16 protein-coding genes and 1 pseudogene are annotated in these 15,147 nt (G+C 45.9%); 10 read left to right on the top strand and 7 right to left on the bottom strand.

The genetic code is table 11. The features are described from left to right. Positions 1-188: 188 nt before the first annotated feature. Together EI981_RS08935 and EI981_RS08930 are read right to left on the bottom strand one after the other, a co-directional pair. Positions 189-869 (bottom strand): SDR family NAD(P)-dependent oxidoreductase, encoded by a 681-nt coding sequence (locus tag EI981_RS08935; RefSeq protein ID WP_126997344.1) that lies wholly within the window; start codon positions 867-869, stop codon positions 189-191. A gap of 140 nt (positions 870-1,009) precedes the next feature. Beyond that, on the bottom strand, positions 1,010-1,714 hold the full coding sequence (locus tag EI981_RS08930; RefSeq protein WP_126997342.1) for an SDR family NAD(P)-dependent oxidoreductase: 705 nt from the start codon (positions 1,712-1,714) through the stop codon (positions 1,010-1,012). A 255-nt stretch (positions 1,715-1,969) separates the two neighbouring features. Here EI981_RS08930 and EI981_RS08925 point away from each other — a divergent pair, with 255 nt between their 5' ends. After that, entirely contained in the window at positions 1,970-2,548 is a 579-nt protein-coding gene (locus EI981_RS08925; protein WP_126997340.1) for a TetR/AcrR family transcriptional regulator, read from the top strand. A 261-nt stretch (positions 2,549-2,809) separates the two neighbouring features. On the opposite strand, the gene EI981_RS29970 is transcribed toward EI981_RS08925, so the two are convergent. After that, positions 2,810-2,932, bottom strand: coding sequence for a hypothetical protein (locus EI981_RS29970; RefSeq protein ID WP_257792035.1), 123 nt, complete (start codon positions 2,930-2,932; stop codon positions 2,810-2,812). Positions 2,933-3,424: 492 nt separating this feature from the next. Here EI981_RS29970 and abc-f point away from each other — a divergent pair, with 492 nt between their 5' ends. Both abc-f and EI981_RS08915 read left to right on the top strand, forming a co-directional pair. Then, on the top strand, positions 3,425-5,389 hold the full coding sequence (gene abc-f, locus EI981_RS08920; protein WP_126997338.1) for a ribosomal protection-like ABC-F family protein: 1,965 nt from the start codon (positions 3,425-3,427) through the stop codon (positions 5,387-5,389). A gap of 34 nt (positions 5,390-5,423) precedes the next feature. Then, on the top strand, positions 5,424-6,098 hold the full coding sequence (locus tag EI981_RS08915; protein WP_126997336.1) for a DNA-3-methyladenine glycosylase family protein: 675 nt from the start codon (positions 5,424-5,426) through the stop codon (positions 6,096-6,098). A 71-nt stretch (positions 6,099-6,169) separates the two neighbouring features. Here EI981_RS08915 and EI981_RS08910 read toward each other — a convergent pair whose 3' ends face one another. Continuing rightward, positions 6,170-6,820 (bottom strand): cysteine hydrolase family protein, encoded by a 651-nt coding sequence (locus EI981_RS08910; protein WP_227011773.1) that lies wholly within the window; start codon positions 6,818-6,820, stop codon positions 6,170-6,172. Between the two features lie 135 nt (positions 6,821-6,955). On the opposite strand from EI981_RS08910, the gene EI981_RS08905 reads away from it, so the two are divergent. Together EI981_RS08905 and EI981_RS08900 are read left to right on the top strand one after the other, a co-directional pair. Next, positions 6,956-7,714 (top strand): polysaccharide deacetylase family protein, encoded by a 759-nt coding sequence (locus EI981_RS08905; RefSeq protein ID WP_126997332.1) that lies wholly within the window; start codon positions 6,956-6,958, stop codon positions 7,712-7,714. Positions 7,715-7,965: 251 nt separating this feature from the next. Then, positions 7,966-8,508, top strand: coding sequence for a DoxX family protein (locus EI981_RS08900; RefSeq protein WP_126997330.1), 543 nt, complete (start codon positions 7,966-7,968; stop codon positions 8,506-8,508). A gap of 66 nt (positions 8,509-8,574) precedes the next feature. Here the strand turns inward: EI981_RS08900 and EI981_RS08895 are convergent, their stop codons facing one another. Next, positions 8,575-9,276, bottom strand: a complete 702-nt coding sequence (locus EI981_RS08895) for a PIG-L deacetylase family protein (protein WP_126997328.1) — start codon at positions 9,274-9,276, stop codon at positions 8,575-8,577. A 133-nt stretch (positions 9,277-9,409) separates the two neighbouring features. On the opposite strand from EI981_RS08895, the gene trhO reads away from it, so the two are divergent. Together trhO and EI981_RS08885 are read left to right on the top strand one after the other, a co-directional pair. After that, entirely contained in the window at positions 9,410-10,297 is an 888-nt protein-coding gene (gene trhO / locus EI981_RS08890) for an oxygen-dependent tRNA uridine(34) hydroxylase TrhO (protein ID WP_126997326.1), read from the top strand. A gap of 33 nt (positions 10,298-10,330) precedes the next feature. Next, positions 10,331-10,960: a helix-turn-helix transcriptional regulator gene (locus EI981_RS08885; RefSeq protein WP_126997324.1), complete on the top strand. Its 630-nt coding sequence runs from the start codon at positions 10,331-10,333 to the stop codon at positions 10,958-10,960. A gap of 100 nt (positions 10,961-11,060) precedes the next feature. Here the strand turns inward: EI981_RS08885 and EI981_RS08880 are convergent, their stop codons facing one another. Next, a complete protein-coding gene (locus EI981_RS08880) occupies positions 11,061-11,309 on the bottom strand; it encodes a YuzB family protein (RefSeq protein ID WP_127004501.1) in 249 nt (82 codons plus the stop codon). A gap of 246 nt (positions 11,310-11,555) precedes the next feature. On the opposite strand from EI981_RS08880, the gene EI981_RS08875 reads away from it, so the two are divergent. Then, positions 11,556-12,170 (top strand): superoxide dismutase, encoded by a 615-nt coding sequence (locus EI981_RS08875; protein ID WP_126997322.1) that lies wholly within the window; start codon positions 11,556-11,558, stop codon positions 12,168-12,170. Between the two features lie 128 nt (positions 12,171-12,298). Next, positions 12,299-12,769 (top strand): annotated as a pseudogene (locus EI981_RS08870) (oligopeptide:H+ symporter); the annotation flags it as partial. A 309-nt stretch (positions 12,770-13,078) separates the two neighbouring features. On the opposite strand, the gene EI981_RS08865 reads toward EI981_RS08870, so the two are convergent. Next, positions 13,079-14,116: a LacI family DNA-binding transcriptional regulator gene (locus tag EI981_RS08865; RefSeq protein WP_126997320.1), complete on the bottom strand. Its 1,038-nt coding sequence runs from the start codon at positions 14,114-14,116 to the stop codon at positions 13,079-13,081. Between the two features lie 108 nt (positions 14,117-14,224). Here EI981_RS08865 and EI981_RS08860 point away from each other — a divergent pair, with 108 nt between their 5' ends. After that, positions 14,225-15,142 (top strand): ROK family protein, encoded by a 918-nt coding sequence (locus EI981_RS08860; RefSeq protein ID WP_126997318.1) that lies wholly within the window; start codon positions 14,225-14,227, stop codon positions 15,140-15,142. Positions 15,143-15,147 lie beyond the last annotated feature (5 nt).

Below are 15,147 nucleotides of genomic sequence, written 5' to 3'. Positions count from 1 at the left end.
ATACAGCAAACGTTGATAATTCTTAATAAGTACCTTGTTACTTTGACAGGGTAGGGGTCAGTGGTTCGAGCCCACTACAGATCATCTGATAAAAACCCTTGAAGCATATAGCTTCAGGGGTTTTTTGTTTTCTTTCGGATTTTATCTATTTATAGGTATTGGGGTCTGAATGGGGGCTAAGTCCCTACTTAATCTGACAGTCTAGTTGGATCAATTCCTTGCGGGAATGTTTCTTCAAAGCAATTCTTCTTTTCGTATAAGTCGTACCAAGCTTCTGCAATATGATCTGGATCTCCAGCAGTCCCTGCCTGTATGAATGTTCCGATTGATAGATGTCCGACATAAATTCCTTTTTCTTTTAATTCATTGTAAAGGTTCGTTGCATAATTACGAAGACCGGACATGACGATTCCGACATTTCCTATAGACGGCAATGGAAACATTGCAGATAAGCCTGTTGTAAAAAGAATTGCTCCCGAACGATTCTTTATCATGTCGGGTAATACTTCGTTGACAGCAAGAATGGCAGGCAGTATATGGCCATTTACTTGTTCTAAGACGTTTTCAGGTGTTGTTTCCAACACATGTCTAAAAATACCCGGTCCTGAATAAGGGCTATATTCGAGCACATCAATATGGCCAAAATCTTGTTTAGCAGCTTGTAAAGCTTGCTTAAGAGCTGGCAAATCCGTAACATCTGCGACATAAGACTTCGCTTCAATATTTAGCTTGTTCAGTTCACTTATGATCATCCCCAATTTCTCAGGGTTACGTGCAATGGCAGCTACCTTAAAGCCTTTCTCACCGAACTTTTTTGCAAGTGACAATCCCAACCCAGGTCCCGCACCAATAATTGCAATTGTTTTCATTTCTCCATAACCCCTTCCAATAATTGAACAGTATTTTTGTAAAGTCGCTGAGCATTTTCTCTGTCGAAAGTTTTCTTTGTCAGACTTACTTCTTTTCGTTGGATATAAGCCATTAAATTAGGCTTTGGCGGCTTGTCCAACTACTCAATAATTGGAATGATGGCTTGATCGACCGGTTTACCTATTATTTTGAAAATGAGCTTCGTGAACAGCTTTTTCATTGGGTTTTCAATCGTTTCCAACATACCCGTGGTCTGTACAGCCCATGGGTTGAAGAGAACATACTTGATCTTTTTGACCGTATCCGTGTCGGCAAAAGCAACGCCGAGCAAATCATTCAACCGGCTGCCGTGATACCGGGCTTTTGATCCGTTATAATTGTTCTTGTTTTGGATATCATTTAGATCAACCGTCCCGTTCATGCCTGGCGCGCAAATGTTAACGATAATGGGAGCATCCGACTTTTCCATGAGCTCTTTAAAGCCGAAACTAAGAACAAATCTGCTTAGATAAGACAATCCGAAATTAAATTCAAATCCCTCTTGCGTTTCCGTATATTCTTTTTTAATCTTGTGACTGGCCGCAGAGAAAACAACCATATCCAGAGAATCAAACCTGCTTTTTACTTCTTCAATAATGCGCTTGTTCTCTTTAACCGAACTCAAATCTGCTTGAAGAAAAATTGCTCTTTCTTCTGCTCCTAATTGTTTAGACTCGCTTAAATATAGATTGCCTTTAGCAACCGAGCTACCTATAACGATGACGCGATCGCCTTTTTTCAAGTAGTGAGTAGCAATCCCTTTTCCGATTCCATCTGTTCCACCTGTCACCAGTAATGTTTTCATTTTCTATCCCCCTAAAAGCGACTAATCGCAACGAATACAGCTAGATAAAAGCGACTAGACCTTTCGTCTTTTATGAACTTCTTAAAAGTGATATATTAAACAAACACATGTTGCTTTAATAAAAGTACAACTATTCTCTAAGTAGAACAACCAACAATGAGGTGGGGAATGTTGCTATAGCAACAGAATTGAAAAATTGTCAAGTCAGAAGAGATTTAAGCTTCGCTCAAAATGCACATAAAAGGAGTAAATGAAGTGGGGACAAAAGTAAGGAATCTACGGATGACTCAAACTAAGCGGTCTTTGATTAAAGCTTTTGTTAATTTAGTGAATGAAAAGGATTTTGAGAAAATTACAATTGCAGATTTAACAGAAGGGGCTCAAGTGAATCGAGCGACCTTCTATGCGCACTTTAATGATAAGTACGAATTATTGGACTATATCGTGGGGGACTCTGCCTCGACTGCTATCGTGAATCGAACGAAAGGGGAAGTAAAATTCGATCAAGAGGGTATTGCTCAACTTGTTTTGGCTTTATGCGATTTCTATCAACAACCCAACATTAATTGCCGCAGGAGCTATGTAGCATTAGTCGTACCGCAATTGAAAGACAAAGCGATAAAAGAGTTGAATGCTTATTTGTTAAAGGGGTTAGAATCCCTCTGTTCAAAGAATGAAATAGCTCTTTATACACCTATCTTTGCGCAAATGATCCATGAAAGTGCCTTTCAATGGGCCACGGGGAATATAGCTTTGGATAAAGAGGAAATTGCCAAGAAGGTCGCATTGTTAGTAGTTAATGGGTTTCGTTCTTCTGTAAGTTCGTTAAGCTAACGGGAAGCTCTCAGCACGCGATGTGGCTTTGTATGACGGAGGTCCACCATATACAAAGCTACACCCGACAGGAATCATTGAACATGGACCAAGGTCAAAAACAAAGCAGGCATTTTATGTGATCCGGTATTTTCTAAATTTATTGTATAAAAAAAGCTCCGCCAGCATGAAGCAGCGGGGCTCTTTTCCAATGTTTTTGGATTATGCTGCGGTGTTTCCGCTAACGTAATGTATCCCATTTTCAGAACCCATCAAGGGGAATTAAAAGCAAAATGTTCTTAGGACAATAACAAGTAGAATGAAGAGAACCAAAATCACGCCAGTTGAAGTCCATAAACCTCCGACTCCAGGACCACAACAACCAATACCACCAATTTCACCCATCTAATTAAACCTCCTTTGTTATATGTTTCAATGCATCTTATTCAACTCCCCCCTGCGCTGATTAGGTATACATCACTATCCTTGGCCTATTTTTCAGGCGCTTGTACTACAAGTTATACCCTCCACTATTGGGCTTGGTCGGGTAACTAGGGGCTACTACTTGATTTTTCCATTCCCTCATCATATACTTACAATAATTATGTTTTTGAAGGAGGTGGGGAGAGTGGATCGCAAATTTGCGTGGAATCGAGTGAGCCTGCTGCCTATGGCAGTTTTTGGCATTGTTCATGAATCATTTCACTACGGGATAGGTCTGTCCATTTTTAGAAACTCGATATCCATTACAAATTGCGAAATGCCGCTCCTCCCTTAACCTCACGGACTTGTAATACGTGTGTGTTCATAAGAAGGCTGCAGGTTTTTCCTGCAGCCTTCTTGTGTCTTTAGATCTTCGGCAGGCAGCAGCGGCATTGGTCGAAGGAGAACTTAATCATGATGATTCAAAGTCAACATATTCAAAAGTATTACGGTGCTGAATTGGTACTAATCGATGTGTCATTTGAGATCAAAGAAGGCGAGAAAGTCGGCTTGATTGGCCGCAACGGAAGCGGCAAGACAACGCTGATGAAGCTGATCTCTGGGAGTGATACGCCGGACCAAGGCACGCTGGCTATTCGAAGAAATGCCCGGATCGGCGCCTTGGCGCAAATCCCGGATTACGGGAATGGCGAGACGGTCTACCATGTACTTCAGTCAGCTTTTCATAACTTGTTGGAAGTAAGAGAAGAAATGCAGCGGCTGGAAGCCGAGATGTCCCCTTCAGATACAGCCACGAACCCCGCTATGCTTGAGGCATTGCTAAGGCAATATGGCCATATGCAGGATGAGTTCGAACGTGGCGGAGGTTACGAGATTGAAGCTTCCATCGATCGCGTTGCCGGTGGACTTGGCATTCCGGTAGAGCAATACCAACGCCCCTTCTCTACCCTATCCGGTGGCGAGAAGACAAAGGTGGGTCTAGCCGTAATCTTGCTGCAAAGTCCGGATATTCTGCTGCTCGATGAACCTACCAACCATCTGGATATGGCAGCGATCGAATGGTTGGAATCATTCCTTGGCACTTATAGCGGCACTGCCATTATCACTTCGCACGACCGTTATTTTCTCGATGCGGTTGCCGCCAAGATCATCGAGATTGAGGAAGGCGAAGCTATCACTTATCATTGCAACTATAGCAAGTATAAGGAAGAGAAAGAAGCTAGACTGCTTCAGCAGTTCGCAGAATACCAGGAGCAACAGAAGAAAATCCAGAAGATGAAGGAAGCGATCAAGCAGTTAATTGAGTGGGGTAACCGCTCCAATCCGCCAAATCCAGGCTTCCACCGACGGGCCGCTTCGATGCAGAAGGCGTTGGACCGGATGGTCAAGCTGAAGAGACCCGTTCTGGAACGTAAACGCATTGATCTGCAGCTGCAGCAATCCGATCGTTCTGGCAAGGATGCTCTCGTATTAACCGGAGTGAGTAAATCCATCGGTGACCGGCAGTTGTACAGCGAAATAACGCATACGCTGCGCTATGGGGAGACAGCGGCGCTCATCGGCGGAAATGGTTCGGGCAAGAGTACTTTACTTAAGTGTATTTTGGGCATGGCTACTACTGATAAAGGTGAGATTCGCCTTGGTTCAAGAACCGAGACAGGTTATTTAGCCCAGGAATCCGCTCCTTCAGATCTGAATCTGACTGTACTGGAATACTTCCGCTCCGAGATCGGAATGGAGACCGGCGAGGCCAGGAACCAGCTGGCCCGCTTCCTCTTCTACGGAGCCGATGTATTCAAGCAAGTTTGCAATCTCTCCGGCGGAGAGTGGACGCGGCTGCGGCTAACTATACTGATGTACCGCAAGCCTAACCTGCTGCTGCTCGATGAACCGACGAACCATCTTGATATCGACTCAAGGGAAGCCTTGGAGGATGCACTGGAGGAGTTCCCTGGAACTGTTCTGGCCGTATCCCATGACCGATATTTTATCAATAAGATCGCTAGACAAGTATGGGCACTTGAGAACGAACAAATGAATGTGACGTTGGGGAACTTCGAGGACTTTAGGGCCGAGCTGGAAAAGAGAAAATCCTCCACCAGCTTCCCAAATGAAACGAGTGTCTCTAGCTCTATACACAATTTGAATTCGACAGCAAAACCACAGCAATCGAAGCAGCTGGCCAAACCGCCGCAAACTTCATCAACACCTAATCCAGCTACGATCCAGAAGCTCGAGCGAGATATGGCCGAATTAGAGCAGACATTGAATTTGATCCAGGCAGCGATGCTGGAACCGGAAGCAGCATACGATTCAGACCGACTAGCTGAACTGCAGACTCAGCAAAATCAAGTTCAGCTACAACTGGACGGTCTGATCGAGAAATATATTCAGATGCTTGAGGACGATGACCAATAAATCAGATCAATAACATTGAGAGGGTGTTATACGAATGAGCTCAATTGCATTCCATTTACATGCTGATGACCCGCGGGTCAACTCACTGTCTGCTGCCGATCCCCGCATGGGGACGTTAATTTCACTAATTGGCGAGGTAAGAACCAACACTCAGGAACCGCATTTTGCTTCTATAGCACGATCGATCATCAGTCAGCAGATTTCCGTCAAAGCGGCCGCATCAATCCGCGGCCGGGTAATCGAATTGGCCGGGGAATTATCCCCGGCCGCCCTCTCAGCGCAGAGCGCTGAGGATCTTCGTGCCGCCGGACTCTCTACCGCCAAAGTCACATATATCCGTGATCTATGCGATAAGGTACTATCCGGAGATGTCGACCTGGAGCGACTTCAGGAGCTAAATGATGAAGATGCCACAGCCAAGCTCGTCTCGATCAAAGGGATTGGCAAATGGACGGCGGAAATGTTCCTGATCTTCGGCCTCGGGCGTGAGAATGTTATCTCTATTGGAGATGCCGGGCTGCAGCGTGCCGCCCGATGGCTGCATAATATGGAAGAACGGTCAGACCGCAAATACCTGCAGCAGGTTGCACATATGTGGGAGCCTTATGGCTCCATCGCCTCGATCTATCTGTGGGAAGCGATCAATACAGGTCATGTGGATTCGGGTGAGACGCTGGAAGAACGAGTCAGCCAATCGGATCGACTCTAATTTTGGCACACCGTATCATCATAAGATTCTTGATACGGTGTGTTTTTTAGATCCCAATTATCCTTATGTGCTTATCTCCCTACTGCCTGTTCCACTTCAACTATTGCTTCGGCCAAGCTGCATACATGTACGCCGATATTCCTCATCTCCTTCATTCCCTGCTCATACACCTGGGACATCGCGTCACTTACCATAACAACACGGAAATCTCGTTCACTAGCTTCATACATGGAGGTTCTCGGACAATTGGGGAAATTACAGCCTGCAAAAAGAATCGTGTCGATCCCTCGCTCCCTGAGAAAATGCTCAAGTGAAGTGTTATAAAAGGCGCCCCAACGCGGCTTGTACAGGATCCATTCCTGGTCACCAACCGCCTGAAACTCTCCATGAAGCAGTCGTCTGGAATCCAGCCCGCTATAATTGAGCGGGCGAATCGAATGGACCAACTCCGCTCCCTCTGTCTCCGGGGCAACGACTTGCAGTCCCTTCTCAATCGACTCTCTCCGGCATAGATCTACATTGGACCCATCCTCTTGATACAGACGGACGACATGTATAATCGGCATGGTCAGCGCCCGGTAAACGGCAAGCATCTGCTCCATTTTTGGCAACACTTCAAAGGTTCCTGGAACCATTGCCACTGCTTCTGGCAACGTAAAATCATTTTGCGTATCGATCGTTAACAGCACAGACCGACTCCAATTTGGAGAGGTATAACTCATCATGAATCCTCCTTTTAGCGGACCTCGCTCAGATTAGGGATATTTTTTCATGAAATTATCCACAATAATTGAATGTCACACTTGGTTCTGTACGATAAGATCTGTGAAAAATATAGAGGGAGGAACTTTACGATCATGCTTAAGCCCAAACTGCTCTTGCTGCTCATCTTGTCCGCGGCATTAGTCCACCTTCCCGGTTCAGCAGAAGCCCGCTCTGTGCCCAAAGACAGAGCTTACTATGAGTCCCGAGGTGACATCGTATGGGAGGTCCCTACCCAAGACAAGTTTATTGCACTGACTTTCGACGACGGCCCAGATGCGAAGCTAACGCCGAAAATTCTCGAGCTGCTGGAGAAATATGATGCAAAGGCGACCTTCTTCGTCGTTGGCGAACGTGTCAAACGTTACCCTGAACTCGTCAAGAAAGAGTTGGCCGCTGGCCATGAAATCGGCAATCACTCGTTCCGCCATCCAGCCTTTGAAACTTTGTCAGTTAATACCATTAAAAATGAAATGGACCAGACCCAGCAAGTTATTTATCAAACGACCGGACATAAAGCTGTGTTATTCCGCCCTCCTGGTGGTGTCTACAACGAAAACATTATTAACTTGGCAAAGCAGAACAATATGCAATTAATTCTATGGTCCTGGCATCAGGATACGAGGGATTGGTCCTCGCCCGGCGTGAACAAGATTGTGCGCAAGGTGCTAAATAACGCCCGCAATGGAGATATTGTGCTTATGCATGATTTTGTCTACCGCAGTTCTCAGACTCCTGAGGCGCTGGAGACTATTTTACCTGAGTTGAAAAAGAGAGGCTTCTCCTTCGTTACTGTCTCTGAGCTGCTCACCCATAAAGTTTCCCCTAAACAGCATATCGAAGTGAACCATTAACGCTTCCGATGTCGGCGTCGTCCGCACAGATGTAGCGGCCAGATAGTTCGCTTGTTAATTTCTAAGCAAGCCCGATGACGAACACAAGCATCGGGCTTTTGTAATACCCTAAAACAATACTTTAAAATGTATTTATTCAAATTTTATTATTTGTGATTTAAATCACATGTATTGTGAAAAATATCACTTATAATAAAGTCATCAAAGATGATCATCCAAACAATGACACATACAAATAAGGAGTGGTTCTTATGTTTAACAATTTCTTGAGAACAAACAAAGTGGCAATGTGGTTATTAACCGTAATTCGTATTTATCTCGGCTATCAATGGATTACAGCCGGGTATCATAAACTTACAGGCGGCTTCGATGCAGCTGGCTTCCTGAATGGGGCGATCGCGAACAGCACAGGTGACCACCCCGCCGTTCAAGCTTGGTGGGCAACCTTCCTGCAGCATGTAGCTCTTCCAGGAGTTAACGCCTTCAACATCGTCATTCCTTTAGGCGAATTCCTAGTTGGTCTCGGACTTATTCTCGGTACATTCACAACCTTCGCAGCCCTGATGGGACTCGTCATGAACGCAGCCTTCCTCTTCTCGGGAACCGTAAGCACCAACGCACAAATGCTCCTGCTTGAAGTACTGGTTGTCGTAGCTGCCGCTAATGCAGGCAAAATCGGACTCGACTACTACCTTATGCCTTACTTGCGCGGCTTGTTCCACAAGAAGGATCAGGACAAGACAATCAATGAGGCTCCAAGCAACAAGATGAAAGTAAAACATTTGGCCCATTAATCGATCCTCTAGCATACAGCACAAAGGCCAGCCTCCTAATCAGGAGGCTGGCCTTTGTCATGGCACTTATGCTAAATCATCAAAGATCGATTGTTCTTGCTTATGCGGATGATGTACTCCCCGTTCCCAGACGAGCTGGAAGTATTCCGCGCCAAAAGACTCTGGCCCCACTTGTTGCAAATCCCCAAATACTCTTTCAATCGACCAGATTTGCGATTCATGTGCCGCCAGCGCATCGCGCTTCATTTGCCAGTTCCCATTCGCACCCACACTTAGCACACTCGCTGTACCGTTTGCATCATGCTTCGAGGGCAGACAGTTATAATACAACTTCTGTACAGAAGGGACTTGACCAGCAAACACAACTTTATTTACCGCATGATGTATCGCGATATGGTCAGCATGTCCTGACATTCCATCCTCAGGGAAAGTAATGACTATCTCGATTTGATGCTTACGCAGGAAGTCTGCCACATGGGCAGCTAGAACATCCTGGTCCACTTCCTTCAATTTTCCGTCCCCCAACTCCAGATGAACGACTTCGGTAATGCCAAGAATATCTGCAGCCTGCTGCAGCTCGATTCTACGCTTCGCCGCCAGCTCCTCCTGAGTCATCGGTCCAAGACGTCCTGTCTTGCCCGCATTACCAGGAGTAGCCGTGAGCAGCACGGGATTCCCCCCCTCATCGGCAATTTGCCGGATCAGAAAGGAACAGCCAAAAGTTTCATCATCCGGATGTGCATATACGAAGCCAACGTTTCTGTTCATCCATATTCCTCCTCCACATCAAAAACCTCTTAACATACTTACTATACTTTAATATTGACTAAGTCGGCAAAATTCTCTACAATGCAGTAGAATCTTAATTATAATCTAAAATCTTAAATAGGTGATGAAATATATGAGTCAAACAACGAACTACCGCATCTTACTATATTATAAATTCACAACGATCGATTCGCCTGAAATTTTTACGACAGAGCATCTGCAATATTGCAAAGAGCTTGGGCTGAAGGGGCGTATTCTGATCGCGAGCGAGGGTATTAACGGGACTGTATCTGGCACAGTGGAGCAGACAGAGAAATATATGAATGATCTCCGCGCAATCCCTGGGTTTGAGGACACCTTCTTCAAGATCGACGAAACCGACCAGCATGCTTTCAAGAAGATGTTCGTTCGGCACAAGAAGGAACTGGTCACCTTCCGCTATGAGAATGAGCTTGATCCTAATAAACTGAGCGGCAAGCGCCTGTCCCCTGCCGAGTTCTACGAGAAGCTGCAGAGCGATGATGTCGTGGTCATTGATGGACGTAACGATTACGAATATGACATCGGACACTTCCGTGGCGCGATCCGTCCCGAGGTCGGTTCCTTCCGCGAGTTCCCCGAATGGATTCGAGACAATCTGAGCGACTATAAGGACAAGACCATTCTTACCTATTGTACTGGTGGAATACGCTGCGAGAAGCTGACGGGCTTTCTGCTGAATGAAGGCTTCAAGGACGTCTCCCAACTGGAAGGCGGCATCGTCACATATGGCAAGGACCCCGAGGTTCAGGGCCGGTTATGGGATGGCAAATGCTATGTGTTTGACGAACGAATCTCCGTTCCAATCAACCAGACTGATGAGGATATTGTCATCGGCAAATGCCACCACTGCAGAACCACTCATGATCGTTATATAAACTGTCCGGTATGTAACTTACAACATATTTGCTGTGAGGATTGTGAAGAAATACATCACGGTTTCTGTTCTGATGCCTGCAAGGATGCCGTGGAAGTTCTATAACAAGGCGACTACTCACCCAAGGGAGGGTCTGTTATGAATCAGATACAACCTTTATCCACCCGAGAGCGGATTCTGCATATGATGAAAACAGCTGGTCCCCTCAGCGCCAAGGAAGTTACCAATGAGCTGCAAATTACGGAAATGGCCGTTCGGAGACATCTTAGCTCTATGGAACGCGACGGGTTAATTGAATCGAAGATGATCCGTCAGACTCTGGGCCGCCCGACCGCGGTCTACGGCCTGACGGATACAGCGGAAGGCATGTTCCCCAAGAGCTACCATAACCTGACGCTCGATCTGCTGAATGCCCTGGCTGAAGAGACTGGCGAGGACATGGTTAATCAGCTATTCGAACGCCGTAAGGAGAAGCTGACCGGCAGATATGAATCCGAAATGCAAGGGAAGGATTTCAACGAGAAGGTCCGACGCTTGGCCGAAATTCAGAACGAGAACGGATATATGACGGAATGCACGGCTCAAGAGGACGGCAGCTTCGTATTAAAAGAACATAATTGTCCAATCTCAAAAATCGCCGATCAGTACAATCATGCCTGCGACTGTGAACTGAAGCTGTTCGAGACTCTGCTAGATACGAAGGTCGAAAGAACGGAATGCCTGGTGCAACAGGGCAAACGCTGTGTCTACGTAATCCATAAACAATAATGTCTATAAGTTGTTATACAAAAAAGACTTCGAAAGCAAAATGCCTTTCGGAGTCTTTTTATCTATCTATGCAAGTGTTTTATCCTTGTCATTCACAAGCTTATATTTCATAGAACTCTTTAAGTTCCGCCTCTATCGCTTGTTTGATCAGCAGGAGGCATTCCTCCGATGTCTTGGCAAACACCTTGTTCCCATTTACCATCGCATAAGGTCTCGCCCGGCACATTCCGCAGAAATTTAGGCAATCCGTCCGCATAACGGCGATCTCCGGATACTCTTCCTCCAACTGCTCCAAATCAAGCATACTGAGCAGATTATTGCTGCATACCTCTACGACAACGATGCCCATTCCCACTTTTTCTCACCCCTGCTTATAAGATTACCTTGATCGAGCATAATACATAGATGAACGACTACGGTTAAAATGCTATTCGACCAATCATTATGATGAACGAATCCCTCTTTGTCAATGGAAGACGATGAATTAATATACTTACCATACATATATGTTGACTAAGTGTCTGAGTAGCTATATAATAATAACTGTCGGAAATGACAATGATGCTACATAATAACTAGAGAGGATGATTTACCCATGGCACATCAATTACCTGCACTTCCTTATGCAAACAATGCACTCGAGCCTAATATCGATGAACAGACTATGATGATTCACCATGATCGTCACCATAATACGTATGTAACTAACCTGAACGCTGCTCTGGAATCTGCTCCTGAGCTTCAATCCAAATCCGTTGAAGAATTGATCGCGGATCTGGACAGTGTACCTGAAAGCATCCGTACTGCAGTTCGTAACAACGGCGGCGGCCATGCTAACCACTCCCTGTTCTGGGAAGTAATCGGTCCTAACGGCGGCGGCCAACCTTCTGGTAAGCTTGCTGACGCAATCAACAACGAATTGGGCGGCTTCGACAAATTCAAGGAAGACTTCTCCAAAGCAGCTACAACTCGTTTCGGTAGTGGCTGGGCTTTCCTTGCTGTAGATAACGGCAAATTGTCCGTATACAGCTTGCCTAACCAAGACTCCCCAATCATGGAAGGCAAGACTCCAATTCTTGGCCTTGACGTGTGGGAGCATGCTTACTATTTGAAATATCAGAACAAACGTCCAGATTACATCGCCGCTTTCTTCAACGTCATCAACTGGGCAGAAGTTGAGAAACGTTACGAAGCTGCTTTGAACAAATAATATATCCTTTCACCATAATATAGATTCAATAATAGGGTGTCCTTAAGTCATAGAATTGACTAAGGGCACCCTTTTCCTTATCCCCTTTTTTCATAAAAAAGGAGAATAGGCTCACCCGATCACGGACATATCGTAGTCCGAAGACAACAGCCGTTGAGCGCTCGCGGCTCATTGCTTATATTCCATTGTTTATTGCTGCGATCATGTTCTGGGCAATTCAAGAGCAAGGGGCAACGATCCTCGCAAATTATGCAGACAAGCGTACACAGCTGGATTTTGCAGGTATTCATATCTCACCTGCTTGGTTCCAATCGCTGAATCCACTCTTTGTCATTACATTAGCTCCAGTATGCGCGTGGATCTGGATGAAACTCGGTCATCGTCAGCCAACGATTCCACAGAAATTTTCGCTTGGATTGCTGTTCGCTGGTTTATCGTTCTTAATCATCTTACTGCCGGCTTACCTTGGCGGAGCCAATTCTTTGGTAAACCCATTGTGGCTCGTGCTTAGCTACTTCGTCGTCGTTATCGGCGAATTGTGCTTGTCACCGGTGGGTCTGTCCGCGACAACGAAGCTGGCGCCTGTAGCCTTCTCGGCAGCTTATGGTTCTGACTCCTAAGATTCAAAGCTATATGAAAGGTATTAAATAGTAGCCATGTCTCTATCTTTGTGAAAATTTATACATTCATTAATCATTTCTTATCTTAGAACGAAAAAATAACCGTCAGGAGGAATTTTCCTGACGGTTATTTTTATTTCAATTCTTTTAGTGCGTGTTCAAAAAGATCGGTTTTCAACATCGAAGCCTATGCTTCCGATGTGCGTTTTTCAAAACGCTTCAGTTGGATGAAGCTAGAGACTAAGGAGCGCAGCGTACGTCCTTGAATTACATTGATTGGTTTTCTTATCAAAAGTGGACTTTTTGAACAACCTCTTTTACGGATTCCCGGATTACAAGGGTAGACGGGACGAAGACTCGCATCATCTCTCGATTGCGTCCGGAAACAGATAAGAGAAGTTCTGCTGCTGCTTGACACATCTTCTCCTTCTCCACATGAACTGTCGTCACCTGTAGCTCCGGCATCGCCGGGTATTGCAGATCATCATACCCGACAATAGAGATCTGCTCAGGGACTGAGATTCCCCGCTCCCGTAGAAGTCCCGCCAATATATAAGCGATCCGATCATTACCGCAGAAGAAGCCGCTAGGCAGCTGGTCCAGCCCATCCAGCCATTCTGCGATTTCGCGCCTCGTCTCATCATACCCCTGAGACCCTGTCAGACAATATCCGTTATCCACTGGCAGCCCATGATCCTGCATCGCTTTCCAATAACCGAACCACCGTTCTTCATGACTCGTCGTCAGATTGGTCGGACCAATGAAGCCAATCTCACGATGCCCTGCGCCAATCAGCACAGAGGTTGCTTCATATGCCCCCTCGATATTGGCCGACGTGACCGTTGGACAAGGTAGATCCCGGTAATAGGAGTCCAGCATAACTAAGGGGACCTCCATCTCCCATACGAGACATGCATAACTCTTGTCCACGATCCCGAATAAAATAATGCCACGATATGAAAATTCCGATACCAGCCTAGGTAACTTCAGTCCGGCCTCCATCTCTTCGTCGATCGGGACCACGATCGCATTATATCCCCTGCTGCGGATGCTCTTCTCCAATCCCCAGATCATATCGTGGAAAAATTGAAAATGATCGTTATCCTGATAGCTCATAATCCGCTCGGGAACAAGCACTAATATATTATTGCCTGCCTCTTCGGCTGCAAATTGACCGTATCCGAGCTCTTTAGCCGCCTGCAGTACTTTATAGCGCGTTGCTTCGCTGATTCCCTTTTTATTCATCAAGGCCAGCGATACTGCATTTTTGGATATATTAAGCTTATCCGCAATATCCTGCATCGATATTTTCTTTTTTCTGGCCAATTGTTTTCATTCCTTTCGAAACATGATAAACTAAACCTAAATATACTTTACAAAATTATTATTTGTCAAGTTTGTCAAGTTATCAATTCATCAAATGGAGGAATAGCTTTGGATTACGCAATTGGTATTGACATTGGTGGAACCAAGACCGCTCTCGGAATTATCGATCCGTTAGGACAGGTTCTTGCAAAGACTTCCCTTCCTACCGATCATTCGGTATCGCCTCATGTCATGGTTGACAGAATGGCGGCAGCCATCAAGCAGATGTTGATGGAGCATCAAGTGGAAGAGTCGAACATTCTTGGAATTGGCATAGGTGCCCCTGGCCCTTTGAATACGCAAAAAGGTGAAATTACCGCTCCGCCTAATTTGAAGGGCTGGTGGAACTTCCCGATCGTAGAATCTTTACAGCGCCATTTTAGCTACAAGATGGCTTTTGAGAATGATGCGACTGCTGCAGCTCTAGCAGAGAAATGGCTCGGTGCGGCTAAGGATGCTGAGCATTTCGTATTTATCACGATTAGCACAGGCATCGGTGCGGGTATCTTCAGCCATGGCAGACTGATTACCGGGGCCACTGGTAATGCTGGTGATGTCGGCCACTTCGTCATTGATCCCTCGGCTGGAACATGTGTATGCGGCCAGCAAGGCTGCTGGGAATATGTCGCCTCAGGTACAGCCATTGCCAGACAAGCCTCAGAGTTGTTAGGACGCGAGGTAACTTCCAAGGAAGTATTTGCGCTCGCTGCAGATGGACATCAAGAGATGAAGGCGCTAGTCGATCAAATATTCCGTTATATCGGAATCGGCTGTGTCACCTTGATCAACACTCTCGATCCTGAGAAGCTCGTCATCGGCGGAGGTGTCTCCCAAATCGGCGAGCCGCTCTTTAGTACCGTTAGAGAATATGTGTCCAAATATGCGCTGAACCCGTCAGGACGTAATACTCCAATCGTTCCTGCGGCCTTGTTGCAGGATGCCGGATTGATCGGAGCCGCAGCACTGATTCATGTTGATTATAAATAATATCA

This window comes from Paenibacillus lutimineralis, assembly GCF_003991425.1.
GTDB lineage: Bacteria > Bacillota > Bacilli > Paenibacillales > Paenibacillaceae > Fontibacillus > Fontibacillus lutimineralis.
The sequence above is the reverse complement of the archived record's forward strand: the minus strand, read 5'-3'. Positions and strand labels throughout refer to the sequence as shown.

What these genes read in the sequence shown, in the direction of transcription:
- trhO (WP_126997326.1), top strand. Translation starts at nt 9,410, where the DNA reads ATGAGTCAAACAACGAACTACCGCATCTTACTATATTATAAATTCACA.
- EI981_RS08930 (WP_126997342.1), bottom strand. Translation starts at nt 1,714, where the DNA reads ATGAAAACATTACTGGTGACAGGTGGAACAGATGGAATCGGAAAAGGG.
- EI981_RS08910 (WP_227011773.1), bottom strand. Translation starts at nt 6,820, where the DNA reads ATGAGTTATACCTCTCCAAATTGGAGTCGGTCTGTGCTGTTAACGATC.
- EI981_RS29970 (WP_257792035.1), bottom strand. Translation starts at nt 2,932, where the DNA reads ATGGGTGAAATTGGTGGTATTGGTTGTTGTGGTCCTGGAGTCGGAGGT.
- EI981_RS08900 (WP_126997330.1), top strand. Translation starts at nt 7,966, where the DNA reads ATGTTTAACAATTTCTTGAGAACAAACAAAGTGGCAATGTGGTTATTA.
- EI981_RS08905 (WP_126997332.1), top strand. Translation starts at nt 6,956, where the DNA reads ATGCTTAAGCCCAAACTGCTCTTGCTGCTCATCTTGTCCGCGGCATTA.
- EI981_RS08885 (WP_126997324.1), top strand. Translation starts at nt 10,331, where the DNA reads ATGAATCAGATACAACCTTTATCCACCCGAGAGCGGATTCTGCATATG.
- EI981_RS08915 (WP_126997336.1), top strand. Translation starts at nt 5,424, where the DNA reads ATGAGCTCAATTGCATTCCATTTACATGCTGATGACCCGCGGGTCAAC.
- EI981_RS08880 (WP_127004501.1), bottom strand. Translation starts at nt 11,309, where the DNA reads ATGGGCATCGTTGTCGTAGAGGTATGCAGCAATAATCTGCTCAGTATG.
- abc-f (WP_126997338.1), top strand. Translation starts at nt 3,425, where the DNA reads ATGATGATTCAAAGTCAACATATTCAAAAGTATTACGGTGCTGAATTG.
- EI981_RS08935 (WP_126997344.1), bottom strand. Translation starts at nt 869, where the DNA reads ATGAAAACAATTGCAATTATTGGTGCGGGACCTGGGTTGGGATTGTCA.
- EI981_RS08895 (WP_126997328.1), bottom strand. Translation starts at nt 9,276, where the DNA reads ATGAACAGAAACGTTGGCTTCGTATATGCACATCCGGATGATGAAACT.
- EI981_RS08875 (WP_126997322.1), top strand. Translation starts at nt 11,556, where the DNA reads ATGGCACATCAATTACCTGCACTTCCTTATGCAAACAATGCACTCGAG.